General features: G+C 72.1%; 26 protein-coding genes. 13 read left to right on the top strand and 13 right to left on the bottom strand.

Annotation, left to right across the window (positions count from 1 at the left end; all coding sequences use genetic code 11):
* Window positions 1-192 precede the first annotated feature (192 nt).
* From BS80_RS27460 to BS80_RS27480, 5 genes are all read right to left on the bottom strand, one after another.
* Window positions 193-984, bottom strand: a complete 792-nt coding sequence (locus BS80_RS27460) for an SGNH/GDSL hydrolase family protein (protein ID WP_035803167.1) — start codon at window positions 982-984, stop codon at window positions 193-195.
* Between the two features lie 115 nt (window positions 985-1,099).
* Window positions 1,100-1,819: a YoaK family protein gene (locus BS80_RS27465; protein WP_035803169.1), complete on the bottom strand. Its 720-nt coding sequence runs from the start codon at window positions 1,817-1,819 to the stop codon at window positions 1,100-1,102.
* 132 nt (window positions 1,820-1,951) lie between these two features.
* On the bottom strand, window positions 1,952-2,236 hold the full coding sequence (locus tag BS80_RS27470) for a DUF427 domain-containing protein (RefSeq protein WP_035803171.1): 285 nt from the start codon (window positions 2,234-2,236) through the stop codon (window positions 1,952-1,954).
* A gap of 61 nt (window positions 2,237-2,297) precedes the next feature.
* A complete protein-coding gene (locus tag BS80_RS27475) occupies window positions 2,298-2,759 on the bottom strand; it encodes a cold-shock protein (RefSeq protein ID WP_035803173.1) in 462 nt (153 codons plus the stop codon).
* A 135-nt stretch (window positions 2,760-2,894) separates the two neighbouring features.
* The gene (locus tag BS80_RS27480) at window positions 2,895-3,449 is read right to left on the bottom strand and encodes a YceI family protein (protein WP_035803175.1); all 555 of its coding nucleotides are present in this window, start codon (window positions 3,447-3,449) and stop codon (window positions 2,895-2,897) included.
* Between the two features lie 238 nt (window positions 3,450-3,687).
* Between BS80_RS27480 and gndA the strand changes: the two genes are divergently transcribed.
* The 5 genes from gndA to BS80_RS27505 all read left to right on the top strand — a co-directional run bounded on the left by gndA (window position 3,688) and on the right by BS80_RS27505 (window position 8,065).
* The gene (gndA, locus tag BS80_RS27485; protein ID WP_083975443.1) at window positions 3,688-5,166 is read left to right on the top strand and encodes an NADP-dependent phosphogluconate dehydrogenase; all 1,479 of its coding nucleotides are present in this window, start codon (window positions 3,688-3,690) and stop codon (window positions 5,164-5,166) included.
* Entirely contained in the window at window positions 5,163-6,191 is a 1,029-nt protein-coding gene (locus BS80_RS27490) for a Dyp-type peroxidase (protein ID WP_035803177.1), read from the top strand. The genes gndA and BS80_RS27490 overlap by 4 nt, the downstream gene beginning before the upstream one ends.
* Window positions 6,188-6,991, top strand: a complete 804-nt coding sequence (locus BS80_RS27495) for a family 1 encapsulin nanocompartment shell protein (RefSeq protein ID WP_035803179.1) — start codon at window positions 6,188-6,190, stop codon at window positions 6,989-6,991. The genes BS80_RS27490 and BS80_RS27495 overlap by 4 nt, the downstream gene beginning before the upstream one ends.
* A 69-nt stretch (window positions 6,992-7,060) precedes the next feature.
* On the top strand, window positions 7,061-7,585 hold the full coding sequence (locus BS80_RS27500; protein WP_035804067.1) for a gamma carbonic anhydrase family protein: 525 nt from the start codon (window positions 7,061-7,063) through the stop codon (window positions 7,583-7,585).
* A 192-nt stretch (window positions 7,586-7,777) separates the two neighbouring features.
* Window positions 7,778-8,065, top strand: coding sequence for an RICIN domain-containing protein (locus tag BS80_RS27505; RefSeq protein WP_035803181.1), 288 nt, complete (start codon window positions 7,778-7,780; stop codon window positions 8,063-8,065).
* 72 nt (window positions 8,066-8,137) lie between these two features.
* Here BS80_RS27505 and BS80_RS27510 read toward each other — a convergent pair whose 3' ends face one another.
* The 4 genes from BS80_RS27510 to BS80_RS27525 are packed head-to-tail and all read right to left on the bottom strand — an operon-like array spanning window position 8,138 to window position 10,924.
* Window positions 8,138-8,869: a class I SAM-dependent methyltransferase gene (locus tag BS80_RS27510; RefSeq protein ID WP_035803183.1), complete on the bottom strand. Its 732-nt coding sequence runs from the start codon at window positions 8,867-8,869 to the stop codon at window positions 8,138-8,140.
* Window positions 8,869-9,300, bottom strand: a complete 432-nt coding sequence (locus BS80_RS27515; protein ID WP_035803184.1) for a YchJ family protein — start codon at window positions 9,298-9,300, stop codon at window positions 8,869-8,871. The genes BS80_RS27510 and BS80_RS27515 overlap by 1 nt, the downstream gene beginning before the upstream one ends.
* A 43-nt stretch (window positions 9,301-9,343) precedes the next feature.
* On the bottom strand, window positions 9,344-10,141 hold the full coding sequence (locus tag BS80_RS27520; RefSeq protein ID WP_035803186.1) for a methyltransferase domain-containing protein: 798 nt from the start codon (window positions 10,139-10,141) through the stop codon (window positions 9,344-9,346).
* A gap of 36 nt (window positions 10,142-10,177) precedes the next feature.
* Window positions 10,178-10,924 (bottom strand): FadR/GntR family transcriptional regulator, encoded by a 747-nt coding sequence (locus BS80_RS27525; protein ID WP_035803188.1) that lies wholly within the window; start codon window positions 10,922-10,924, stop codon window positions 10,178-10,180.
* 243 nt (window positions 10,925-11,167) lie between these two features.
* Between BS80_RS27525 and BS80_RS27530 the strand changes: the two genes are divergently transcribed.
* From BS80_RS27530 to BS80_RS27555, 6 genes are all read left to right on the top strand, one after another.
* Complete coding sequence (locus BS80_RS27530; RefSeq protein ID WP_408607434.1) at window positions 11,168-12,754, top strand: amino acid permease; 1,587 nt, start codon at window positions 11,168-11,170, stop codon at window positions 12,752-12,754.
* Window positions 12,754-14,118 carry a glutamine synthetase family protein gene (locus BS80_RS27535; protein WP_035803190.1) on the top strand — a complete coding sequence of 455 codons (1,365 nt, stop codon included), beginning with the start codon at window positions 12,754-12,756 and terminating at the stop codon, window positions 14,116-14,118. Before BS80_RS27530 ends, BS80_RS27535 begins: the two co-directional genes overlap by 1 nt.
* A complete protein-coding gene (locus tag BS80_RS27540) occupies window positions 14,115-14,828 on the top strand; it encodes a gamma-glutamyl-gamma-aminobutyrate hydrolase family protein (RefSeq protein WP_035803191.1) in 714 nt (237 codons plus the stop codon). Before BS80_RS27535 ends, BS80_RS27540 begins: the two co-directional genes overlap by 4 nt.
* A gap of 48 nt (window positions 14,829-14,876) precedes the next feature.
* Window positions 14,877-16,265, top strand: coding sequence for an aldehyde dehydrogenase family protein (locus tag BS80_RS27545; protein ID WP_035803193.1), 1,389 nt, complete (start codon window positions 14,877-14,879; stop codon window positions 16,263-16,265).
* Window positions 16,266-16,269: 4 nt separating this feature from the next.
* Window positions 16,270-17,049 (top strand): 3-oxoacyl-ACP reductase, encoded by a 780-nt coding sequence (locus BS80_RS27550; RefSeq protein WP_035803195.1) that lies wholly within the window; start codon window positions 16,270-16,272, stop codon window positions 17,047-17,049.
* A gap of 308 nt (window positions 17,050-17,357) precedes the next feature.
* Window positions 17,358-17,576 (top strand): hypothetical protein, encoded by a 219-nt coding sequence (locus BS80_RS27555; protein WP_157536635.1) that lies wholly within the window; start codon window positions 17,358-17,360, stop codon window positions 17,574-17,576.
* Between the two features lie 29 nt (window positions 17,577-17,605).
* Here the strand turns inward: BS80_RS27555 and BS80_RS27560 are convergent, their stop codons facing one another.
* Window positions 17,606-18,430 (bottom strand): M55 family metallopeptidase, encoded by an 825-nt coding sequence (locus BS80_RS27560; protein WP_035803199.1) that lies wholly within the window; start codon window positions 18,428-18,430, stop codon window positions 17,606-17,608.
* A 58-nt stretch (window positions 18,431-18,488) separates the two neighbouring features.
* Complete coding sequence (locus tag BS80_RS27565) at window positions 18,489-19,349, bottom strand: LysR substrate-binding domain-containing protein (protein ID WP_035803201.1); 861 nt, start codon at window positions 19,347-19,349, stop codon at window positions 18,489-18,491.
* A gap of 121 nt (window positions 19,350-19,470) precedes the next feature.
* Here BS80_RS27565 and BS80_RS27570 point away from each other — a divergent pair, with 121 nt between their 5' ends.
* Window positions 19,471-20,526, top strand: coding sequence for a bile acid:sodium symporter family protein (locus BS80_RS27570; protein ID WP_157536636.1), 1,056 nt, complete (start codon window positions 19,471-19,473; stop codon window positions 20,524-20,526).
* Here the strand turns inward: BS80_RS27570 and BS80_RS27575 are convergent.
* Both BS80_RS27575 and BS80_RS38090 read right to left on the bottom strand, forming a co-directional pair.
* Window positions 20,523-21,218 (bottom strand): NADPH-dependent F420 reductase, encoded by a 696-nt coding sequence (locus tag BS80_RS27575; RefSeq protein WP_035803203.1) that lies wholly within the window; start codon window positions 21,216-21,218, stop codon window positions 20,523-20,525. The genes BS80_RS27570 and BS80_RS27575 overlap by 4 nt on opposite strands.
* Before the next feature lie 50 nt (window positions 21,219-21,268).
* Window positions 21,269-21,898: a C40 family peptidase gene (locus BS80_RS38090; RefSeq protein ID WP_051967261.1), complete on the bottom strand. Its 630-nt coding sequence runs from the start codon at window positions 21,896-21,898 to the stop codon at window positions 21,269-21,271.
* A gap of 262 nt (window positions 21,899-22,160) precedes the next feature.
* Here BS80_RS38090 and BS80_RS27585 point away from each other — a divergent pair, with 262 nt between their 5' ends.
* Window positions 22,161-23,591: an alkaline phosphatase family protein gene (locus BS80_RS27585; protein ID WP_408607435.1), complete on the top strand. Its 1,431-nt coding sequence runs from the start codon at window positions 22,161-22,163 to the stop codon at window positions 23,589-23,591.
* Window positions 23,592-23,603 lie beyond the last annotated feature (12 nt).

Here is a 23,603-nt window from a genome sequence, read left to right on the forward strand (position 1 = left end):
CCAGGTTCCCCGTCCCGGGTCTCGCCGACCTGCCCGCCCGCTCTGCCGTCGTCGCTCCGTACCGCTCTCGCCCCCACGTCATCCGTCGCCGTCGCCCGCTCCGGTCGGCCGGCCGGTGACCCTGGGTCACCGGCGGCGACGGGCGTGCGCGCAGGACAGCCGCCCGGTCGCGGCACCCCGGCGACGGCCCGTTCAGAGCGGGAGCAGGTCCGGGCGCTTGGCCTCGACGTGGTCGCCGGAGGACTCGCCGCGCAGCCGGCGGCCGACCCACGGGAGCAGGTAGGTCCGCGCCCACTGGATGTTCTCGCGGCGCTGTTCGGCCGGGGTGTGCAGTGCCTCGGCGGGCCAGGGGGCGTCCGGGTCCTGATCGGGCGTCAGACCGAGCGAGCGGGCCGCCAGCAGGGCGACGCGCTGGTGACCCTCGGGGGAGAGGTGCAGCCGGTCGTCGCTCCACGCCGGGCGGCCCTGGAGCGGCCGCAGCGACCAGAGGTCCGCCACCGCACAGTCGTTGCGGTCGGCGATCGCCCGCAGGTGGACGTTGAAGGTGGCGATCTTGCCGCGCAGATGGCGGAGCACCGGCACACCCCGGGTGTCGAACCCGGTGCAGATCAGCACCGTCCCGGTGGATTCGCGCAGGTCGCGCACCGCGGCCTCGAAGCGCTCGGCCACCTCGTCCGGGTCGGCACCGGGCCGCAGGATGTCGTTGCCGCCCGCGCAGAAGGTCACCAGGTCGGGCTGGATCCGCCGGACCTGCGGGACCTGCTCGGCGACCACCTGGTCGAGCAGTCGTCCCCGGACGGCGAGGTTGGCGTAGCGGAACTCGCCCGCGGGCCGGCGCTCGGCGAGCAGGGCGGCCAGGCGGTCGGCCCAGCCGGCGAACCCGCCTGCGGGGGAGGGGTCGTTGAGCCCCTCGGTGAAGCTGTCGCCGAGCGCGACGTAGGAAGCGTAGGAAGTGAGGGCAGCGGTCTCCGGTAGTTCGGCCATGGACGTAAATAGTTCACTAAATCAAGTGACCTACGCGACCGTAGGTGAGGGACAGCGCACCGTGACATTGACCACCCCGCCCCCGGGAATACCGTGACGGGCGGCGTGCGGACGCTCAGACGGCCCTGGTCCAGGGAGCGTTGGCGCGGGCGTGGTAGGTGGTGGCGGCGGTGATCACGATCACCCCGGCCAGCGGCAGGGCGGTCGCCGCGGTGTGGCCGGCGTGCAGCACCACGGTGGTGCCGGCCACGGCGCCGGACAGCATCGCCAGCACCGAGAGCAGCCGCCGGGCGGCCTTCACGGCGGCCGAGGCGTCGCCGGCGTCGGCGAACAGGCCGGTGATGGTCGTGGTCAGCACATTGGTGGCGAGGTCGGGTACGCCCAGGCCGCGCACCACGGCGTTCTGGACGCCCATCGCCGTGCCCATCGCGACGATGACGGCGTGGCGGTCGTGGTGCACGCCGCCGGTCGCCGTCAGCAGGGTCGCCGCCGCGAGCAGCGCGGCCTCGGTCAGCGCGCCGGTCAGCAGCGCCCGGCCGCGGTGGCGGTGCACTCTGACGATGCGTCCGCCGAGCAGCGCGCCGAACCCGAAGGCGCCCAGCGCGGTCGCCGACGCGGCCAGCGAGAAGCCCGGGGCGCCGGCCAGTGCGAAGCCCAGGAAGACCACATTGCCGGTCATGTTGGCGACGAAGACCCGGCCGAGCAGCAGATAACTCACCGCGTCGACCAGTCCGGTGACCAGGGTCAGCCCGAGCAGCAGCGGTGGCAGCGGCCCGTGCCGGTCGCCCTCCGCAGGCAGCAGCGTGCGCCGGAGCCCGCGCAGTACCGCTCGCAATGTCGCCTCCCGCACCTTGCCCGCAGGCCGCCGCCTCGGCTCCCACGGTACGAGTGCGGCCCACGGCGGCCGCGTACCGGCGCGGCGGGCGTGGGCCGAACGGGGTTGTCCGACTCCGGAACTGACGTACCGTCAGTCGGTGATCTCGACGCCCCGCCAGAAGGCGACGTGGTCGCGGATCTGCGCGGCCTCCAGGCTGGGTTCGGCGTAGTACCAGACGGCGTCGGGGTTCTGCTTCCCGTCGACGGCGAGGTGGTAGTAGTTCGCCATCCCCTTCCAGGGGCACACGCTGGTGGTGTCCGAGGCTTCCAGGAACTCGGCCCGCACACTCGCGAGCGGGAAGTAGTGGTTGCCCTCGACGATCGTGGTGTCGTCGCTCTCGGCGATGACCTGGCCGTTCCAACGCGCTGTAGTCATACGCCCAGTGTCGCACTCAGCGGGTGTCCGGGGCGGCGGTGCGGCCCCGGACACCCGGCGCTCAGGCGTCGGTCCAGCCGCGGTCCTTGGCGAACTGCACCAGCCCGCTGCGGATCTGGACAATCTGCGTGCCGGTCAGCGTCGGCGCCGCCTTCAGCAGCAGCTCGGTGACGTCCCTGGTGTACTCCGCGACGCTGAGCACGTCGCACATCGAGTCGTCGTCGGCACCGCGGTCGACGTGCCGCTCCACGTGCCTGGCCGACGACGCGGTGGGAGCGGCCGAGAAGGCCGCCGCGGGGGTCGCCGACGGGAGTTCGACTCCCGGAGCGAGCCGGACCGACGAGGCCTTCAGGCCGCGATCGCCGTCCTCCACCTCGAATTCGACCGCCAGACCCGAGCGGACCGCCGCCTCGGGGATCAACATGTCGTTCACATGGAGGAAGACGTCCTCCCCGCCATGGTCGGGAGCGATGAACCCATAGCCCCGCACACCGTCGAACCGCACCACACGACCGGTCGCCACACCAAACCCCCAACACACAAGAAATCCGGACCCCTTGCCCGAACCTGAGTCAGATCGTATGCCAGGCGGGCGCGGGTCGGCGAGCCTGAACCGGGTGCGTACGGGCACACTCCGCAGACTCGCCGGCGCCGGCCGCTACTCCTGCAGGATCGCCTCGATGTCCAGCTCGATCCGGATCCGGTCGCCGACCACGACCCCGCCCTCCGCCATCGGCATGTCGAAGGAGACCCCGAACTCCTTGCGGCTGATCTCACCGGTGGCCGAGAAACCGGCCCGGGTGCCCATACCGGGGGCGCTGCGGACGCCGTGGAACTCCAGCGCCAGCTCGACCGGCCGGCTGACGCCCTTGAGCGTGAGCTCCCCGGCGACCGTGTAGTCGTCGCCGGAGCCGCTTACCGAGGCTGACGTGTAGGTCATCGTCGGGTACTTGTCGGTCTCGAAGAAGTTGTGGCTGCGCAGGTCGTCGTCGCGCCCGGCGTTGCGGGTGTTGATCGACGTCATGTCGATCTCGGCCCGCACGGAGGACAGCAGCGCGTCCTCGGCGACGGTGATCTGCCCCGAGAACGTGTCGAAGGTGCCACGGACCTTGGAGACCATCATGTGGCGCACCATGAAGCCGACCGTGGAGTGGACGGGATCGAGTGCCCAGACGCCCGGGGTGAGTCCGGGCAGCTGGAGGAGAGCGGACATCGGGGGACCCTGCTTTCGCCGGTGACGAACGGACGGTTTGAGCCCGATGGGTAACCGCCCCCCGCGCGGGTGAAACGGGCTGTCCGGGTGAGCGCGGCCGTCTCTCCCGGCCCAAAGGCGCGATCCGGCGCGATCCGGCGCGGCCGTCCGCGCCCGCCCGGGTGCAGGGCCGCGCAGATGGCGGCAGGCTGGACGGAGAGCGGCACACCCTTCGGACGACCTGGTGGAGTAGCCCGTCATGACCGAACAGGCGCAGCAGCAGGACCACAGCCAGGCCGGGGAGCAGGCCCACGCCCACGTCGGTGTCACCGGACTGGCCGTCATGGGCCGCAACCTGGCCCGCAACTTCGCCCGGCACGGCTACCGCGTCGCCGTCCACAACCGGACCGCGGCCCGGACCACCGAGCTGGTCGACGAGTTCGGGCACGAGGGCGACTTCCTGCCGGCGAAGTCCACCGAGCGGTTCGTCGCCTCGTTGGAGCGCCCGCGCCGGATCGTGATCATGGTGAAGGCGGGCGCGCCGACCGACGCGGTGATCGACGAGCTGGTCCCGCTGCTGGACCCCGGCGACGTCGTGGTGGACGGCGGGAACGCGCACTTCCTGGACACCCGCCGCCGGGAGGCCGCGCTGCGCGAGCACGGACTGCACTTCGTCGGCAGCGGGATCTCCGGCGGCGAGGAGGGCGCGCTGCTGGGCCCGAGCATCATGCCGGGCGGCAGCGCGGAGTCCTACCGGGTGCTCGGGCCGCTGCTGGAGTCGATCGCGGCGCGGGTGGACGGCGTGCCGTGCTGCACCCACGTCGGCGCGGACGGCGCCGGCCACTTCGTGAAGATGGTGCACAACGGCATCGAGTACGCCGACATGCAGCTGATCGCCGAGGCCTACGACCTGCTGCGGCGCGGCGCCGGGATGCAGCCGGGCGAGATCGCCCAGGTGTTCCGGGGCTGGAACGCCGGGCGGCTGGAGTCGTACCTGATCGAGATCACCTCCAAGGTGCTCGCGCACACCGACGCCGAGACCGGCAAGCCGTTCGTCGACGTCGTGCTGGACCAGGCCGAGCAGAAGGGCACCGGGCGCTGGACCGTGCAGACCGCCCTGGAACTCGGCGTTCCGGTGAGCGGGATCGCCGAGGCGGTCTTCGCCCGCTCGCTCTCGGGCACCGTCGCGCTGCGCGAGGCGGCCCACGGGCTGCCCGGGCCCGGCGAGACCTGGTTGGACAGCGCGGCCGCCGACACCTTCGCGGGGGAGGTCGAGCAGGCGCTGTACGCCTCGAAGATGGTCGCCTACGCCCAGGGCTTCCAGCAGATCCAGGCCGGCGCCGCGGAGTACGAGTGGCGGATCGACCCGGGCGCGATGGCGACCATCTGGCGGGGCGGCTGCATCATCCGGGCGCGGTTCCTGGACCGGATCAAGTCCGCCTACGACGCGGACCCCGAGCGGCCCACCCTGCTGACCGACGCGCACTTCCGCGACGCGCTGGAGGGCGCGCAGTTCGCCTGGCGCCGGGTGGTCTCGACGGCGGCGCAGCTGGGTGTACCGGCCCCCGGCTTCGCCTCGGCGCTGGCCTACTACGACGCGCTGCGCGCGCCCCGGCTGCCGGCGGCGCTGGTACAGGGCCAGCGCGACTACTTCGGCGCGCACACCTACCGCCGGGTGGACCGGCCCGGCTCCTTCCACACGCTGTGGGGCGGCGACCGGACCGAGGAACAGCGGTGACCCCTCGCCCGCAGGCGGTGCTCGGTCCGCTGACCAGCGCCGCGGTGTTCCTGGTGCTCACCGTGCGGCCCGGCGGCGAGCAGGCCGTCCGGGAGCTGCTGCCGGACCTCGCGGGGCTGCGCCGCGCGGTGGGCTTCCGGGTCCCCGGGGCGCAGCTGAGCTGCGTGCTGGGGGTGGGCTCCGAGGCCTGGGACCGGCTCTTCGGCGGCCCGCGGCCCGCCGAGCTGCACCCGTTCCGGGAGCTGGCAGGCGCCCGGCACACGGCGCCGGCCACCCCGGGTGACCTGCTGCTGCACCTGCGGGCCACCCGGCTTGACGCCTGCTTCGAGCTGGCGACGCAGCTGATGAAGCGGCTGCGCGGGGCCGTCGAGGTGGCGGACGAGGTGCAGGGCTTCAAGTTCTTCGAGGAGCGCGACCTGCTGGGGTTCGTCGACGGCACCGAGAACCCCGAGGGGGCGGAGGCCGGCGCCGCCGTCCTGGTGGAGGGCGAGGACCCGGCGTTCGCCGGCGGCAGCTACGTCATCGTGCAGAAGTACCTGCACGACATGGCGTCCTGGGACGCGCTGCCGGTCGAGGCCCAGGAGCACGCGGTCGGCCGGACCAAGCTCTCCGACATCGAGCTGGCCGACGGCGTCAAGCCGCCCGACTCGCACGTCGCGCTGACCTCTCTGGAGAGCGCGGACGGTACCGAGCGGCAGATCGTCCGGATGAACATGCCGTTCGGCTCGCCCGGGCGGGCGGAGTTCGGGACGTACTTCATCGGCTACTGCCGCACGCCCCGGGTGACCGAGGAGATGCTGGAGAACATGTTCCTGGGCCGTCCGCCGGGCACCCACGACCGGCTGCTGGACTTCTCGACGGCGGTCACCGGCTCGCTCTTCTTCGTGCCGCCGGCCGACTTCCTGGACGACCCGCCCGCGCCGTCGCCGTCCGTCACCGTTGCCGCCGCCACCGCTGCTGCGCCCGCTGCCGTCGCCGACGGGTCGCTGGCCATCGGCAGTCTCAGAAGGAGCACCGCGCCATGAACAATCTGCATCGCGAACTCGCCCCGGTGTCCACGGCTGCCTGGACCGAGATCGAGGAGGAGGCGCGGCGGACGTTCATCCTGCATCTGGCGGGCCGCCGGGTGGTCGACCTCGCCGGACCGGCGGGCGTGGAGCTGTCGGCGGTCGGCTCGGGCCATCTGCGGGCGATCGAGTCGCCGGTGGCGGGCGCGCAGGCCCGCGCGCGCAGCGCGCAGCAGGTGGTCGAGCTGCGGGTGCCGTTCACCGTCTCCCGCCAGGCGGTGGACGACGTCGAACGCGGCTCCAAGGACTCCGACTGGCAGCCCGTCAAGGACGCCGCGCGGACCGTCGCGCTGGCCGAGGACTCGGCGGTCTTCGAGGGCTGGGCCGCCGCCGGGATCACCGGCGTGCGCACCGGCACGTCCAACCCGGTGCTGGCGCTGCCGGCCGACGTCCGGGACTATCCGGACGCCGTCAGCCGGGCACTGACCACCCTGCGGCTGGCCGGCGTCGACGGCCCGTACGCGCTGCTGCTCGGCGCCGATGCCTACACGGCGGTCAACGAGACGTCCAACCACGGCTATCCGCTGCGCGGGCACCTGGCGCGGGTGGTGGACGGCGAGATCGTCTGGGCGCCCGCGCTGGCCGGCGCCGTGGTCCTGTCCACCCGGGGCGGCGACTTCGAGCTCCACCTCGGCCAGGACCTCTCGATCGGCTACCTGGGGCACGACGCCGACACCGTCCAGCTCTACCTCCAGGAGTCGCTGACCTTCTCGCTCTACTCGCCGGAGGCCGCCGTCACGCTCACCCCGGCCGTCTGAGGGCCGGTCGGCGCCGATAGCGTGCGGGCTGAGCCGGTCGCCAGGACCGGACCAGCGTTGGGAGAGACCGTGCCAGAGCCCCTGATCGCCGCAGTCTTCGGCCGCGTGCCGGAGGTCGACCCGACGGCGTTCGTCGCCCCCAACGCGGTGGTGGTCGGATCGGTGAGCGTCGCCGCCGGAGCGAGCATCTGGTACGGCGCGGTGCTGCGCGGCGACGCCGAGTCCATCACGGTGGGCGAGGCGACCAACATCCAGGACAACTGCACCGTGCACAGCGACCTGGGGTTCCCGGCGGTGCTCGGCGCGCGGATCTCGGTGGGCCACAACGCCGTTCTGCACGGGTGCACAGTGGAGGACGACGTGCTGGTGGGGATGGGCGCGGTCGTCCTCAACGGCGCCCGGATCGGGGCCGGTTCACTGGTGGCGGCCGGGGCCGTGGTGCCGCAGGGCATGCAGGTGCCGGCCGGTTCGCTGGTGGCCGGCGTCCCGGCCAAGGTGAAGCGCGCGCTCACCGAGGACGAGCGAGCGGGCATCTCCGCCAATGGCGAGGGGTACCAACTGCTGGCCCACGGCCACCGCGAGATCCGGCCCTAGCGACCCGTCAAAGGGGTTTGTTAGTACGGCAGTTGCTCCGACAGACGTCGGCCTTCTTGTGACTGTCACTCTATTTCTGAACCCCTTGCGCGGGGTCCTCGGCATTCTCTATAACGTCGTATACGGAGAACATTCCGCGACGACCCCGAGGACAGCACATGCGCAGGAAGCGCTTCATGCTCGCGCTCACGGTTGGAACGAGCATCCTCGCCCTGGGCGCCACCGCCCACGCCGCCACCCCCCCGCGACCCCGGCCCCGACCTCACCGCCCCCGCCACGGCCTCCCAGCCCCCGGCGGTCGGCTCCGCGCTGGCCGCGACCCCGGCGGCGGCCAACGTGACCTACCACACCGGTGCGTTCACCAACAACGACAAGGGCCAGTGTCTGGACGGTGACACGAACACCATCGGCAACAACGGTGCGAAGGTGCAGCTCTGGGCCTGCAACGGTTGGAGCAACCAGAGTTGGACGTGGCACTGAGTCCGGGTCGACTCCCGCGTGGCGGGCGGGCACTGTCCCGCCCGTTCGCCACGCGGGTCCGCTGCCTGCGGATCAGGCCAGCACCAGCAGGTCCATCCAACTGGTGGCCGGCTCGGCCGGGTCCGCCGCGCGCAGCCGTGCCATGCCGCGGTCGAACTCCTCGTCGCTGAGGCTGCGGAGTTTGGAGTCCGTGTCGCGACGGATCTTCGCGGCGAATTCCGCCAGATTCGGCGCGCTCCGCTGCGGGACGGATTCCAGCGAGACCCGGCTGAACCCCGCGGCCGCGAATGCGGCGCAGGTCTGCTCGACGGTCGGGTAGCCCTCGATACCGCGCGCGGTCTCGGGGAAGTAGCGCACGCGCAGATCGCGGTCGCAGCGACCGGGGAAGACATTGCGGACGAGTACCGGCGCGCCGGGCTTCAGTGCTCTGCGCAGTTCGCGCGCGGCGGCTTCCAGATCAGGGAGGTGGTGCAGCACCGAGCCGAGCCAGGCGGCGTCCGCGCAGCCGTCCGGGACGGGGAGCGCGTCGGCGCGTCCGTCCAGAGCATCGATCCCCGCACCGGACGGGATCAGCGCCCGCATGGCCTCGGCCGGCTCGACGGCGAGGACGCGGACGCTGAACCAGTCGCGGAAAGCCGTCGCGAAAGCACCCGTCCCGGCGCCGACATCGAGGACGGTCATGCCGGGGGTGAGCGGCGCGGCGGCGGCGATGGCCAGGCGCCAGGCCTCCAGACCGGCGCGCGGCACCTCACGTGCGAGCCGGTACTCCTCGGCGGTCCGATCGTCGTAGCGAACGGTCGCCATCAGCCCTCCAGCAGGGCGTCCTGGTAGACCCAGGCGCCGTCGTGGCGGACGAAGCGGCTGTGCTCCTGCATCGCGCCGGGAATGCCGCCGTCGGTGTAGTGCGCGCGGAAGACGACGGTGCCCTCGGCGTGGAACGGGCCGCCGTCGGTGGTGGCCAGCACCTCCAGGCGCTGCCAGCTCAGGCCGGGGTCGAAGTCGACGGTCGCCGGCCGGGTGTCGGGGTGCCAGCTGCGCAGCAGGTACGCCTCGTCGTGCACCGCGAACGCACTGAACCGCGAGCGCATCAGCTGCTCGGCGGTGGCCGCCGCCGCCTCGCCGCGGTGCAGCGGGCCGCAGCAGTCGCCGTAGTCGGCGGGCAGCCCGCAGGGGCAGGGCGTGTCGGCGGAGGGCCGGGCGGGGGAGGGCTGGGGCTGGGAGCGGCGTCGAGACATGCCCCCATTGTGGCGCCCTCCGCGGCGCCGGACCGCATCGGCGTCAGTCGAGCGGGCGGCGGCCCCAGCAGGAGATCATCGGCGAGGTGGCCAGGTCCAGGCGGCCGGCTTCGACGGCGGCGAGGTGGCGGGTCAGCTCCTCCTCCGTGGCCAGCCCGTTGGCCAGCAGCGAGGCGCTGACCTGCCGCACGGTGGCCGCCTCCAGGACGGCGCAGGCGGGCGAGGTGATCGGGAAGTAGGCGTCGGCCCTGACGTCGGTGAGGCCGGCCTCGCGCAGCAGGCGCGGCAGCTTGCGGCCGTAGCCCAGGTCGGCGCCGCGGGCGGCCAGCAGTTCGCGAAAGCCCCGGCGCAGCCGGTTGGCGAGTTCCTGCTCGGGGCCCGACTCGTCGGGGCAGAGCAGCGGTTGCAGGGCCGGGTCGGCGTCCTCCAGGAAGAGCACCCCGCCGGGGCGCAGGGCCCGCACCATCGTCCGCAGCGCCTGCGCGCGGTCGGCGACGTGCACCAGGACGAGCCGTGCGTGCACCACGTCGAACGACTCGGCCGGGACCGGGTCCGTCCCGATGTCGTGCCGGCGGACCTCGAGAACCGCGCTGTCGCTCAGCCAGGAGGTGTCGATGTCGGTGGCCAGTACCCGCCCGGTGGGGCCGACCCGCTCGGCCAGCCGGCGCGGCACCGACGGGCCGCCCGCGCCGACCTCCCAGACCCGCCAGCCCGCGGCGAGGCCCAGGTCGTCGAAGTGCCGGAAGGTGGAGGGGTCGAAGAGCTCGGCGAGGGCGTCGAAGCGCGTCCCGGCCTCGGCCTGCCGGTTGTCCAGGAGGTAGCGGTCGTCGTCACGTGACATGCGACGATCATGCCAGTTCGACCCGGTGGGCCCGCCTCAGCCCAGGAAGCCGCGGAGCAGGGCGGCGGTGGCCTCCAGGTGCTCCTCGGTGACGCGGCGGGCGGCCTCGGCGTCCTGGGTGAGGATCGCCCGGACGATGGCCTGGTGCTGGTGGGACGCGTGTTCGATGTTGCGGCCGATCATCGGGATGGCGTTCAGCAGGTCGTTCAGCCGCATCCGGGTCTCGGCGATGCTGCCGGCCAGCGAGTTCGAGCCGGTCAACTCGGCGATGGCCAGGTGGAAACGCGAGTCGCACTGCCGGTAGGCGTCGGCGGGGGCCGCTTCGAGATCGGCCAACCGTCTTTCCAGGTAAGCTCGCTGATCGTCCGTCAGGTCGCGCTTGGCGGCGCGCTCGGAGGCGCCGGTCTCCAGCACCAGGCGGTAGGTGAGCGCGTCCTCCAGCTCGGCGCCCAGGTCCTCGGCGGCGCGCCGGAGGTCGCTGAGGTTGGGAGCGGGCAGTCGGTAGGTGACGAAGGTGCCCCCGTAGCGGCCGCGCCGCGACTCCACGCAGCCGGCCTGCTGGAGCGAGCGCAGGGCCTCACGCAGCGTGTCGCGGCTGATGTTCAGCCGGACGGCGAGGTCCCGCTCGGCGGGCAGGCGGTCACCGTGCGCGAAGATGCCGAGCTTGATCGCCTGGAGGATCCGCTCGATGGCCTCCTCGAAGGCGTTGCCCGTGCGGACAGGGCGAAAGATCGCGCCACCTGGCCAATCTATCCGCGCGTCCTGCTCGGCTGGCTCGTCCATCCGCGCATCGTACCCACGCGACGCGTTTACAGGGCGGTAACACGGGGTGGTGATCGGATTCGTACCGGTTGCCCGTGGGCTCTTGACGGGGCGTGTGCGGGGGGTGAACCATACCCGAAACGCCAATGGACTGATTCTGGTCCATTGGACGAACGGAGAGCGCGCCACAGGGCTGTGGTCGCCCCCTCGGATCCCACCCCCACGTCTGCACACGGATCCCACCCCACTTCCTAGGAGGTGCGCATGTCTCCTGACCATCCGGTGAACGGCGCCGAGATGCTCGACCCGTCCGGTTCCGCGATCGGTGCCCCCGCCGACGAGGGCTCGGTCCGCACGGCGGACGAGCAGCGGCTGCACGAGCTCGGCTACACCCAGGAACTGGCCCGCTCGATGTCGGGCTTCTCGAACTTCGCGGTCTCCTTCTCCATCGTCTCGATCCTCTCCGGCTGCCTGACCCTGTACGGCTTCGGCATGGCGACCGGCGGCCCGGCCATGATCACCTGGGGCTGGCCGCTGGTCGGCCTGATGACCCTCACCGTCGGCCTGGCGATGGCGGAGATCTGCTCCAGCTACCCGACCGCGGGCGGACTGTACTACTGGGCGGCCAAGTTGGCGCCCTCCCGGGGGCCCGCGTGGAGCTGGTTCACCGGCTGGTTCAACTTCATGGGCCAGGTCGCGGTGACCGCGGGCGTCGACTTCGGCGCCGGGTTCTTCACCAACGCCTTCCTGGAACTCCAGTTCGGCTTCGCGGCCACCCCCGCCCACACCGTGGAGCTGTTCGCCGTCATCCTGGTGCTGCACGGACTGCTCAACACGCTCGGCGTGCGGCTGGTCGCCATCCTCAACAACGTCAGCGTCTGGTGGCACCTGGTCGGCGTCGCGGTCATCGTCGGCGCGCTGGTGCTCGTACCCTCCCACCACGAGTCCGCCTCCTTCGTCTTCACCAAGTTCGTCAACAACACCGGCTTCCACAATTCCTTCTACGTCGCGATGCTGGGACTGCTGCTGGCCCAGTACACCCTCACCGGCTACGACGCCTCGGCCCACATGACCGAGGAGACGGTGGACGCGGCCCGCTCGGGACCGCGCGGCATCGTGATGTCCATCGGGGTCTCCCTGGTGGCCGGCTGGATCCTGCTGCTCGGCATCACCTTCGCGATCCAGAACTACGACGGCGCGCTGAACAGCGCCACCGGCGTCCCGCCCGCGCAGATCTTCATCGACGCAGTCGGCACCAACGGCGCCAAGTTCCTGCTGCTGATCGTGATCGGCGCCCAGTTCTTCTGCGGAATGGCCTCGGTCACCGCCAACTCCCGTATGATCTACGCCTTCTCGCGGGACGGCGCGCTGCCGGGATCGCGCCTCTGGCACCGGATCAACCCGCGCACCCAGACCCCCACCAGCGCCGTCTGGCTGGCCGCCGGCGGCGCCTTCCTGCTCGGCGTGCCGGACCTGTGGAACCCCACCGCCTACGCCGCGGTCACCTCGGTCTCCGTGATCGGCCTCTACATCGCTTACGCCATCCCGGTGTTGCTGCGGCTGCGGCAGGGCGAGCGGTTCCAGAACGGCCCCTGGAACCTGGGACGCTGGAGCCGGCCGATCGGCGTGGTCGCCGTCGGGTGGACGGCGCTGATCACCGTCCTGTTCATGCTTCCGACGCTCAGCCCCATCACGGCGAGCAACTTCAACTACACCCCCGTCGCGGTCGCGGTGGTCCTCGGCTTCGCCGGCATCTGGTGGCTGGTCTCGGCCCGTCACTGGTTCACCGGGCCGAAGATCCACGGATCGCCCGAGGAACTCGCCGCCATCGAACGCGAACTGGAGATCTGATGAGCCAACGACGAGGCCGGATGACCCTGGACGACCTGCGTGTCCTGGTCGAAGAGGGCAGCATCGACACGGTCGTCCTGGCCATGACCGACATGCAGGGCCGCCTCCAGGGCAAGCGGATGGCCGCGGACTTCTTCCTCGCCGACACCGTCCAGAACGCCGCCGAGGGCTGCGGCTACCTGCTGGCCGTCGACATCGACATGAACACCGTGGACGGCTTCGAGATCTCCTCCTGGGAGACCGGCTACGGCGACTTCGTCCTCAAGCCAGACTTCGCCACCCTGCGCATGGTCCCCTGGCACCCCGGTACCGCGATGGTGCAGTGCGACGTCATCGCGCACGACGGCACCCCCGTCGCCGTCTCGCCCCGGCAGATCCTGCGACGCCAGCTGGAGCGGCTCGCGGCCTACGGCTGGAACGCCTACGCGGGAACGGAGTTGGAGTTCATCGTCTTCAAGGACAGCTACGAGCAGGCCTGGGACAAGGACTACCACCGCCTGACCCCGGTCAACCAGTACAACGTGGACTACTCGATCCTCGGCACCTCCCGGGTGGAGCCGCTGCTGCGCCGGGTGCGCAACGAGATGGCCGGTGCGGGCCTGACCGTGGAGTCGGCCAAGGGTGAGTGCAACCTCGGACAGCACGAGATCGCCTTCAAGTACGCGGAGGCGCTGTCCACCTGTGACGACCACGCGGTCTACAAGACCGGCGCCAAGGAGATCGCCGCCCAGGAGGGGGTGAGCCTGACCTTCATGGCCAAGTACAACGAGCGCGAGGGCAACTCCTGTCACATCCACCTGAGCCTGCGCGACGACGACGGCGTACCGGTGATGGCGGGAGAGGGCGACTTCGGCTTCTCCCCGGTGATGGAACACTTCCTGGCCGGTCAGCTGGCCTGCCTGGCCGAGTTCTCGCTGCTGCTCGCCCCCACCGTCAACTCCTACAAGCGGTACGTGCCGGGCAGCTTCGCGCCGACCGCGATCGCCTGGGGGCGCGACAACCGCACCTGCGCCCTGCGAGTGGTCGGGCACGGCCAGTCGCTGCGCTTCGAGAACCGGGTCCCCGGCGGCGACGTGAACCCCTACCTCGCGGTCGCCGCCCTGATCGCCGCCGGCCTGCACGGCATCGAGCAGAGCCTCCCGCTGGAGGCGGAGTTCACCGGAAACGCCTACGCCTCCGATGCCCCGCGGGTCCCCGCGACGCTGCGCGACGCCGTCGAGCTGTTCGCGGCCAGCGAGGTCGCCGCCGAGGCGTTCGGCAAGGGCGTGGTCGAGCACTACACGCACAACGGACGGGTCGAACTGGCCGCCTACGACGCGGCGGTGACCGACTGGGAGCGGCGCCGCGGATTCGAGCGCCTGTGAACGCCGGTGCCCGCCGACCGGTGGTCGGCATCAGCAGCTACCTCGAAACCGCCTCCTGGGGCGTCTGGCGGCAGCCGGCCGCACTCGTCCCGCAGACCTATGTCGACTGCGTGGTGCGGGCCGGCGGCGTCCCCGTCCTGCTGCCCCCGCAGGCGTCGGGCTCGCCCGAGGTACTGGAGCTGATCGACGGCCTGCTGCTGGCCGGAGGCCCCGACATCGACCCCGCCCGCTACGGCGCACCCGCGCACCCGCGCACCGGCGCGCCCCACAGTGCCCGTGACGCCTGGGAGTTCGACCTCGTGCGCACCGCGTTGGAGCGCGACGTCCCGGTGCTCGGCGTCTGCCGCGGTATGCAGCTGCTGAACGTCGCGCTCGGCGGCGAGCTGGTCCAGCACCTGCCCGACGTGCTGGGCGACCAGAGCCACCAGGTCGCCCCGGCGACCTTCGCCGCCCGCGTGGTGCGCATCCGGCCCAGCAGCCGGCTCGCCGGGATCCTCGGCGGGGCGACGCAGGTCCAGTGCTACCACCACCAGGCGGTGGGCCGCCTCGGCGAGGGGCTGTTGCCGGCCGCGTGGAGCTCGGACGAGTGCGTGGAGGCCGTCGAACTGCCGGACCGCCGCTTCGCGGTGGGCGTGCAGTGGCACCCGGAGCAGGACGGCGGCGACCTGCGCCTGTTCGAGGCGTTCGTCGAGGAGTCCCGACGGTCATGAGAGCACCCGCATCAGCAGTGTCTGCCGCAAGGAGCCGGTGAGTCAACGATGTCCCAACTGAGCACCTCCGCCCCGACCTTGTACGAGGTGGTCAACCCGACCACCGAGCAGGTCATCCAGACGGTCGCGATGGCCGGCCTGGAGGAGACCGACGCGGCGATCGCCCGCGCCAAGGCCGCCTTCGCGACCTGGCGCACGGTGGCCCCCGCCGACCGGGCCCGGCTGCTGCGCGCCTTCGCCGCCGCCGTGGACGCCGACCGCGAACACCTCGCGGCGCTCGAAGTCGCCAACGCCGGACACACGGTGGGCAACGCGCGCTGGGAGGCCGGCAACGCCCGCGACGTCATCGAGTACTACGCGGCCGCGCCCGAACGCCTCTTCGGACGGCAGATCCCGGTGGCCGGAGGCGTGGACCTCACGTTCCAGGAGCCGCTCGGCGTGGTCGGGGTGATCGTCCCCTGGAACTTCCCGATGCCGATCGCCGCCTGGGCGCTGGCACCGGCGCTGGCGGCGGGCAACACCGTCGTCCTCAAGCCCGCCGAGCTCACCCCGCTGACCGCCCTGCGACTGGCGGAGCTCGCGCTCGAGGCGGGCATCCCGCCGGGCGTCCTCCAGGTGCTGCCCGGCTACGGCCCGGTGGTGGGACAACGCTTCGTCACCCACCCGGACGTCCGCAAGGTCGTCTTCACCGGATCGAGCGCGGTCGGCAAGCAGATCATGGCCGGCTGTGCGGCGCAGGTGAAGCCGGTCACCCTGGAGTTGGGCGGCAAGAGCGCCAACATCGTCTTCGCCGACGCCGACCTGGCCAGGGCCGCCGCCAGCGCGCCCTCCGCCGTCTTCGACAACGCGGGCCAGGACTGCTGCGCGCGCTCGCGGATCCTGGTCCAGCAGTCGGTCTTCGACGACTTCATGGCGCTCTTCGAGCCCGCCGTGCGGGCCGTGCGGGTCGGCGACCCGACAGACGAGAAGACCGAGATGGGCCCGCTCATCTCGGCCGCCCACCGCGCCCGGGTGGCCGGCTACGTCGCTGACGACTCGTCGGTCGCCTTCCGCGGCAGCGCCCCCGACGGTGCCGGCTTCTGGTTCCCGCCGACCGTGGTGCTGCCCGCCTCGCTGGACGCGCCGGTCTTCACCGACGAGGTCTTCGGACCGGTGGTGACCGTCGTCCCGTTCCGCGACGAGGAGGAGGCACTGCGGATCGCCAACGACTCCGAGTACGGCCTCTCCGGCTCGATCTGGACCCGGGACCTGGGCCGCGCCCTGCGCGTCGCCCGGGGCGTGGAGGCGGGCAACCTGTCCGTCAACTCCCACTCCTCGGTGCGCTATTCGACCCCGTTCGGCGGATTCAAGCAGTCCGGACTGGGCCGCGAGCTGGGCCCGGACGCCCTGAACGCATTCACCGAGACCAAGAACGTCTTCATCTCAACGGAGGAGTAGCACCATGACGAACCCCCTCGCCCCCCGCCTCGACGGCCGGGTGGCCGTCATCACCGGCGCCGGCAGCGGCATCGGCCGCGCCACCGCCCTGCGCTTCGCCTCCGAGGGCGCGAACGTGGTCTGCGTCGACCTCGACGAGACCAACGGCAAGGCCGTCGCCGACGAGGTCGGCGGCATGTTCATCCAGGCCGACGTCACCAACGAGGACGCCGTGCGCGCGATGTACGCCGCCGCGGTGACCGAGTACGGCAGCGTCGACATCGCCTTCAACAACGCCGGTATCTCGCCCCCCGAGGACGACTCGATCCTGACCACCGGCCTGGAGGCCTGGCGCCGGGTGCAGGAGGTCAACCTCACCAGCGTCTACCTGTGCTGCAAGTACGTCATCCCGCACATGCAGCGTCAGGGCAAGGGCTCCATCATCAACACCGCCTCGTTCGTCGCGGTGATGGGCGCGGCCACCTCGCAGATCTCCTACAGTGCCTCCAAGGGCGGCGTGCTGGCGATGTCGCGCGAGCTGGGCGTGCAGTTCGCCCGCGAGGGCGTCCGGGTCAACGCGCTCTGCCCCGGCCCGGTGAACACCCCGCTGCTCCAGGAGCTGTTCGCCAAGGACCCCGAGCGCGCCGCCCGCCGCCTGATCCACATCCCGCTGGGCCGGTTCGCCGAGCCGTCCGAGATCGCCGCCGCCGTCGCCTTCCTGGCCAGCGACGACTCCTCGTTCATGACCGCCAACACCTTCCTGGTCGACGGCGGCATCTCCGGCGCGTACGTCACCCCGGAGTAGCCCCAGCGCCCCCGCCCCCCACCCGTACGGCGGCGGCCCACCCGGGCCGCCGCCGTACGCGTCCGGTCTCCGGGCCGCCGCTCCGCCGCCTCTCGTTTTCGGTGAGGGGAACTGAGTACACTCACCTGTGAGGCGCTCGATGCGCTCGGCAAGCGCCCGGTGTGGCGGCGAATCGCAGAATTCGGCGGTTTTCCAGGCCCCGGACGAATCCAGGGACCCCATCAAATGGGGCCATATCCTGCCGCACCGATGGAAATCGGTGTGACGATTCGTCACTGCACCGTGTGCGAATAAGGGAGACTGCGGGAATGACCAATACGTCTGATGCACAGCAGCCTTTGCGGCTCGCCTTCTCCGAGCCGCTGGCCGCTCCGCCCGAGCAGTCGACGGGCCCCCGGCCCGCACCCGTGGGGCGGGCCGTCTTCCAGCAGGAGCCGGTGCCCGAGGAGGACCAGCCGGTGGCTGCGACCCCGCGCCCCCGGGCCGCCGACCGGCTGACGTTCTCCGCCCCCGAGGCGCAGTTCTGAGCAGCCGGGCGCTCAGTGGGTAGGCGGCCCTACTCGGCGATCGACCGGGTGAGCAGCACCATCGCGACGAAGGTCCGGTAGAGCCGGATCGGGTCGTCGTCGGTGATGTGCACGCTCAGCTCGTCGTCGCGGACCACGCCGGTGATCCAGGTGGCCATCTCGGCCAGGTCGGCGTTGCGCAGGCGGATGTCGAGCCTGGCGGGGAGCTCGATCGCCGGAGGTGCGGCCTGCGGCAGCCCTCGCACGGCCTCCAGGGCGGTCGCCCTGATCAGCTCGCGGGCCTCCTCGGGGTGCATGCTGTCCGCCGCGTACCGGGAGACCGACGTCTTGACCACGGCGGCGTGGATGCCGGGGACGAACGGCCTGGCCTCCTCGGCGGTGGTCGGGTCCCCGGTGATCAGCACCACCGGCACCCCGTGCCCGAGCGCGACGAGTGCGTTGATCCCGCTCTCGCCCACGGGAACGCCGTTCAGCCGGGCCTCGGCGATCGCCCGCGGGTTGTAGGTGTGCGACAGCACCGAGGAGGGGCCGCCCATCGACCCGTGGTACGAGACGAAGAACACCGCGTCGAACGAGGCGTCCAGCCCCTGCATCATGTACAGCGGCTTGTGGCGGCCCGACAGGTAGCGCGCCCGGCCCGCCAGCGCGTCCGGGCGGAGGTTGGCCATCGCCCCGTGCGAGTCGTTGACCAGGAACGCGTCAGCGCCGCCGGTCATCGCCCCCTCGATCGCGGCGTTCACCTCGCCCTGCAGCAGCTCGCAGAAGTACGGGTAGGAGGGCCCGGTGGCCCTGCACTGCTCCCAGTCGGCGACTCCGGCGGTGCCTTCCATGTCGGACGAGATGAAGATCTTCACGACTGACTCTCCTCAAGCTGGGGGATGGGGACGGGGAGGTGGACTTGGGGCCGGCCGGTCAGCGGGCCCGGTGCAGCCGGTCGCCGCCCGCGATGACCGCATCGGCCAGCGCCCGCGCCGGCCCCCGGGCAGTCGCGCGGCCGGTGCTCAGGACGAACTCGGCGCCGCCGAGGTCGGGCAGCTCCTCCTGGCGGGCCAGCGGCCGCAGGCTGGGCGGCACCAGGCTCCGGGCGTGGGCCAGCACGCCGAGGCCGGCCAGCGCGGCGGCCCGTACCCCGCTGAGGCTCCCACTGGTGCAGGCGATCCGCCAGGGGCGGCCGGCCCGGTCGAGGGCCTCCAGCGCGCGGGCCCGGGTGATGCTCGGCGGCGGGTAGACGATCAACGGCACCGGCTGGGTCGGGTCGGGTCGGAAGTCCTCGGCGCCGATCCAGACCAGCTGGTCGCGCCAGAGCAGCCGGCCGTCCGCGTCGTCGGCCGGGCGCTTGCCGAGCACCAGGTCGAGCCGGCCGTCGGCGAGTTGTTGGTGCAGGACGCCGCTGAGGCCCACCGTGAGTTCCAGGTCGACCTGTGGATGGTCGTGCCGGAACGCCCGCAGGATCTGCGGCAGCTCGGTGAGCACGAAGTCCTCGGAGGCGCCGAACCGCACCCGCCCCCGGACGGGAGTCTGCGCGAAGTAGCCGGCCGCCTGCTCGTGCGCCCGCAGGATCGAGCGGGCGAAGCCGAGCATGGCCTCGCCCTCGCCGGTGAGCCGCACGGAATGGGTGTCCCGGACGAACAGCTGCCGGTCGGCGGCGGCCTCCAGACGCCGCACGTGCTGGCTGACGGTGGACTGTCGCAGCCCCAGCCGCTCGGCGGCCCGGGTGAACCCGCCGGTCTGCGCGACCGCGAGGAAGGACCTGAGCTGCACCGGATCGAACACGCCACCAGCCTAGCGCGGCCATCATGATCGGTGATGACAGTGAGTGGCTTGAACGGGATTCACAATGACCGGGCGCTGGGCCAGGCTGGGAACACGCCCCGAACCTTCTGCGGAGACCCCCATGCCCCTGCCGCGCCTGCCGCGCAAACTGCCGATCGACCCCTTCATCGCCACGCTGCTCGGCACCGTCGCGGTGGCCGTCCTGCTGCCCGCGCGCGGAGCTGCGGCGCCGGTGGTCTCGGGGGCCGCGGTCGGCGCGGTCGGGCTGCTCTTCTTCCTCTACGGCGCGCGGCTGTCGACGCGTGAGGCGGTGCAGGGTGCGCGGCAGTGGCGGCTGCACGGCACGGTGCTGGCCGTCACGTTCGGGCTCTTCCCGCTGCTCGGGCTGGCCTGCCGGCTCCTCGTCCCGGATCTGCTCTCCCCGCAGCTCTACCAGGGCCTGCTCTTCCTGACCCTGCTGCCGTCCACGGTGCAGTCGTCGATCGCGTTCACCTCGATCGCCCGGGGCAACACGGCGGCGGCGGTGTGCAGCGCGACCTTCTCCAGCCTGTTCGGCATCGTGCTCACCCCGCTGCTCGCCGCCGCCCTGCTCAGTACGCAGGGCGGCGGGGTCTCGGCGGGTGCGGTGCTGGGGACCGTGGAACAGCTGCTGCTGCCGTTCCTGGCCGGACAGCTCCTGCGCCGCTGGATCGCCCCCTGGATCGCCCGCCACAAGGTGGTGCTCGGCCTGGTCGACCGTGGCTCGATCCTGCTGGTGGTCTACAGCGCCTTCGGCGCGGGCGTGGTCGGCGGGGTCTGGGGTGAACTCTCGCTGCCCCGGCTGGCGGCGCTCGTGCTGGTGGAGGTGGTGCTGTTGGCCGTCGTCCTGGCGGCGACGACGGCGGTCGGCCGCCGGCTGGGGTTCAGCCGGGCGGACCGGATCGCGATCGTCTTCTGCGGCTCGAAGAAGAGCCTGGCCAGCGGTGTGCCGATGGCCTCGGTGCTCTTCCCCGGTGCCGCGGTCGGGCTGATGGTGCTGCCGCTGATGCTCTTCCACCAGATCCAGCTGATGGTCTGCGCGGTCCTCGCCCGCCGCTGGGCCGCCCAGGCCGGGTCGACGCTGGTGGTGGCCGGCAGCCCGCAGGGCGACGCGGCCGACCGGCGGGCGCCCGACGTCGTCGAGCCGAAGGGGGCCTAGAGCGCCGAGGGACGCTTGGCGGCGTCCAGCGCGGCGCGGATGGCGGCCGCGTCGGCCGGGCTGCCCGGGTCCTCGTTGAACGGGAGACCGGGCTCGGCCAGGTACGGCAGGCCGTACGCGGGCGTGTCCGGCTGGAACCGCCAGCCCTCCGCGAGGCTCCCGGCGTCGACCGCGTCGAAGCCGAGCGCGTCCAGCAGCGTCCGGGCCCGGTCCTTGGCGGCGGGGTCGTCGCCGGCGATCGGCAGGGCGGTGCGGTCGGCGGCGCCGGCCGGGCGGGCCAGCGCGGTCAGGTGCCCGAAGTAGATGTTGTTGAACGCCTTGACGACCTCGGAGCCGGCCAGGTGCCGCTGCAGCAGCTCACTGCTGGTGCTCTGCTGCGCGTCCAGGCTCGGGATCCGACTGTCGCGCTCGGGGTAGTAGTTGTTGGTGTCCAGCACCGTGCGGCCGGTGAGCGGGGCGGCCGGGATTTGCAGGTAGTTCTTCAGCGGGACGGTCACCACGACCCAGTCCCCGGCCTCGGCGGCCTCCGCAGGGGTGGCGGCCCGGGCGTGCGGGCCGAGCTCCGCCACCAGGTCGGCGAGGGTCTGCGGCCCGCGCGAGTTGCTGAGCACCACGTCCAGCCCGGCGTTCACCGCGAGGCGGGCCAGGGTGCTTCCGATGTTTCCGCTGCCGATGAGTCCGAGAGTAGCCATGCGGGTGACAGCCGCGCGGCCACCGGTCGTATTCCTGACCGGGCGTCGGCTCACCCGAACGAGGGTCCCGTCGAGGTTCTGCGCGCCTGGGGCCGGACGGCGCCGGCGTACTGGGGACCCCAGTACGGGTCGTCGAAGACGTTCTCCAGCCGGGCGACCGGCGTGCCGGTGTGCGCCGCGTGGATCATGGCGTTGTCGCCCGCGTGGATTCCCACGTGGTGCAGCGGCGCGTCGGGGCGCGAGAAGAACAGCAGGTCCCCGGCGCGTAGCTCCGCGCGGGGGACCGGGGTGCCGGTGCGGTACTGCGCGCCGGTGTAGTGCGCCAGCTGGACCGTCCCCCCGCTGGCCACGTACCAGCAGTAGAGGGTGAGGCCGCTGCAGTCGAAGCCGATGGTGGTGTCGCCCTCGCAGACGCCGTCCAGGTAGCCGTTGTCGTCCTCGCAGAAGCCGATGCCCGCCCCGAGCCGGTCGCCGCCGCCCCAGGCGTAGGGGACGCCGATCTGACGCTCCGCCAGCTCCGCCGCGGACCGGCCCGGATCGTCCGTGCCCCCGGCGGCCCTGGCCTCGGACGGATCGGCGGCGGTCACCGCTCCGGCGGCCCCGGCGACCGCGAGCGCACCGAGCAGGAGCCGTCGGCGGGTCGGCGGAGCAGGGGCCGGGGCAGCAGAGCTGGCGTCCACGGGGCAACCTCCACAGTTCGGTGCGAAGTCCGACGCTAGAGCGGCCGGGCCGCTGCCGTGGGACGACCCGCCGTGCGTGGACGCCACCCCGATCCCGCTGGAGCAACCGGGATCACCGGTCCCCTGGGATTGTCCCGTTGTTCACGGGTTGCCCTGCTGACACCGCACCTGTCGTTGGGTCAGAGTCGAAGCCGGTTCTTGGTGCGTCCGTACCTCAGGCGCTTCGTGCGAGTGAGCACAGAGGGAGAGACCAGTGTCCGGAATGACCCGACGCAGGCTGCTGGGTTCGGCGGCCGGCGTGGCAGGTGGAGCTGCGGCGATGGCGTTGCTGCCGCCGAGTGTTCAGCAGGCGGTGGCGGCCGGGGTGCCCCGGCGCGGCTCGCTGCGGGACGTCGAGCACGTCGTCCTGTTGATGCAGGAGAACCGTTCCTTCGACCACTACTTCGGCACCCTGTCCGGGGTGCGCGGGTTCAACGACCCCGACGCGCTGCGGCTGGACACCGGCCGCTCGGTCTTCTACCAGCCGGACAGCGTCAACCCCGACGGCTACCTGCTGCCCTTCCACCTGGACACCCGCACGACGAGCGCGCAGGCGATCCCGTCCACCAGCCACGCCTGGGCGGTGCAGCACCAGGCCTGGAACGGCGGCAAGATGGACCAGTGGCTGCCGGCCCACCGGGCCGCCGACGGCGTCAACGGCCCGTACGTGATGGGCTACTACACCCGCGACGACATCCCCTTCCAGTTCGCGCTGGCCGAGGCGTTCACCATCTGCGACAACTACTTCTGCTCGGTGCAGGGTCCGACCTGGCCCAACCGGCTCTACTGGATGACCGGTTCGATCGACGCCGAGGGCACCCAGGGCGGCCCGATCCTGAAGAACGCCGCGCCGACCCCGCTGACCTGGACCACCTACGCCGAGCAGCTGGAGTCGGCGGGCGTCTCCTGGAAGGTCTACCAGGAGGCCGACAACTACGGCACCGACGTGCTGTCGCTCTTCGACTCCTTTCAGCAGGCCAAACCGGGTGACCCGCTGTACGACAAGGGCATGACCGCCCAACCGACCGGCACCTTCGAGGACGACGCGCGCAACGACCGCCTGCCGGCCGTCTCCTGGATCCTGCCGACCAGCACCCAGTCCGAGCACCCGGACTACCTGCCCGCGGCCGGCGCCGACTTCGTGGCCTCCAAGATCGCCGCGATCGCCGCCAACCCGAAGGTCTGGGCGAAGACCGTCTTCATCCTCAACTACGACGAGAACGACGGCCTCTTCGACCATGTGCCGCCGCCCGTGCCGGAGGCGGGCACCGCCGGCGAGTACGTCCAGGGGCTGCCGATCGGCGGCGGCTTCCGGGTGCCGTGCATCGTCGTCTCGCCCTGGACGGTGGGTGGTTGGGTCGCGTCCGAGGCCTTCGACCACACCTCGGTGCTGCAGTTCCTGGAGTGCTTCACGGGCGTGCGCGCCGCCAACGTCACCGACTGGCGCCGGGAGGCGTTCGGCGACCTGACCTCGGCCTTCCAGTTCGACCGCTCCGGCCACCGCGCGCCCAGGCTGCCCCCGACCGCGGCTCAACTCGCCCTGGCCGAAAAGGAGGTGGCGACCCTGCCGGCGCCCACCCTGCCCGGCGCCCAGCAGCGTCCGCCCCGCCAGGAGCGCGGCGGCCGCAAGCGGGTGCCACCGAAGCAGCACTGACAACCGGGCCCC

This window comes from Kitasatospora mediocidica KCTC 9733 (genome assembly GCF_000744225.1).
Taxonomy (GTDB): domain Bacteria; phylum Actinomycetota; class Actinomycetes; order Streptomycetales; family Streptomycetaceae; genus Kitasatospora; species Kitasatospora mediocidica.

Bases quoted from the DNA above. Each gene is read 5' to 3' on its own strand.
- BS80_RS27460 (WP_035803167.1), bottom strand. From the start codon at position 984: ATGGCCGAACTACCGGAGACCGCTGCCCTCACTTCCTACGCTTCCTAC.
- BS80_RS27470 (WP_035803171.1), bottom strand. From the start codon at position 2,236: ATGACTACAGCGCGTTGGAACGGCCAGGTCATCGCCGAGAGCGACGAC.
- BS80_RS27480 (WP_035803175.1), bottom strand. From the start codon at position 3,449: ATGTCCGCTCTCCTCCAGCTGCCCGGACTCACCCCGGGCGTCTGGGCA.
- gndA (WP_083975443.1), top strand. From the start codon at position 3,688: ATGACCGAACAGGCGCAGCAGCAGGACCACAGCCAGGCCGGGGAGCAG.
- BS80_RS27495 (WP_035803179.1), top strand. From the start codon at position 6,188: ATGAACAATCTGCATCGCGAACTCGCCCCGGTGTCCACGGCTGCCTGG.
- BS80_RS27510 (WP_035803183.1), bottom strand. From the start codon at position 8,869: ATGGCGACCGTTCGCTACGACGATCGGACCGCCGAGGAGTACCGGCTC.
- BS80_RS27515 (WP_035803184.1), bottom strand. From the start codon at position 9,300: ATGTCTCGACGCCGCTCCCAGCCCCAGCCCTCCCCCGCCCGGCCCTCC.
- BS80_RS27520 (WP_035803186.1), bottom strand. From the start codon at position 10,141: ATGTCACGTGACGACGACCGCTACCTCCTGGACAACCGGCAGGCCGAG.
- BS80_RS27525 (WP_035803188.1), bottom strand. From the start codon at position 10,924: ATGGACGAGCCAGCCGAGCAGGACGCGCGGATAGATTGGCCAGGTGGC.
- BS80_RS27530 (WP_408607434.1), top strand. From the start codon at position 11,168: ATGTCTCCTGACCATCCGGTGAACGGCGCCGAGATGCTCGACCCGTCC.
- BS80_RS27535 (WP_035803190.1), top strand. From the start codon at position 12,754: ATGAGCCAACGACGAGGCCGGATGACCCTGGACGACCTGCGTGTCCTG.
- BS80_RS27545 (WP_035803193.1), top strand. From the start codon at position 14,877: ATGTCCCAACTGAGCACCTCCGCCCCGACCTTGTACGAGGTGGTCAAC.
- BS80_RS27550 (WP_035803195.1), top strand. From the start codon at position 16,270: ATGACGAACCCCCTCGCCCCCCGCCTCGACGGCCGGGTGGCCGTCATC.
- BS80_RS27555 (WP_157536635.1), top strand. From the start codon at position 17,358: ATGACCAATACGTCTGATGCACAGCAGCCTTTGCGGCTCGCCTTCTCC.
- BS80_RS27570 (WP_157536636.1), top strand. From the start codon at position 19,471: ATGCCCCTGCCGCGCCTGCCGCGCAAACTGCCGATCGACCCCTTCATC.
- BS80_RS27575 (WP_035803203.1), bottom strand. From the start codon at position 21,218: ATGGCTACTCTCGGACTCATCGGCAGCGGAAACATCGGAAGCACCCTG.
- BS80_RS27585 (WP_408607435.1), top strand. From the start codon at position 22,161: ATGACCCGACGCAGGCTGCTGGGTTCGGCGGCCGGCGTGGCAGGTGGA.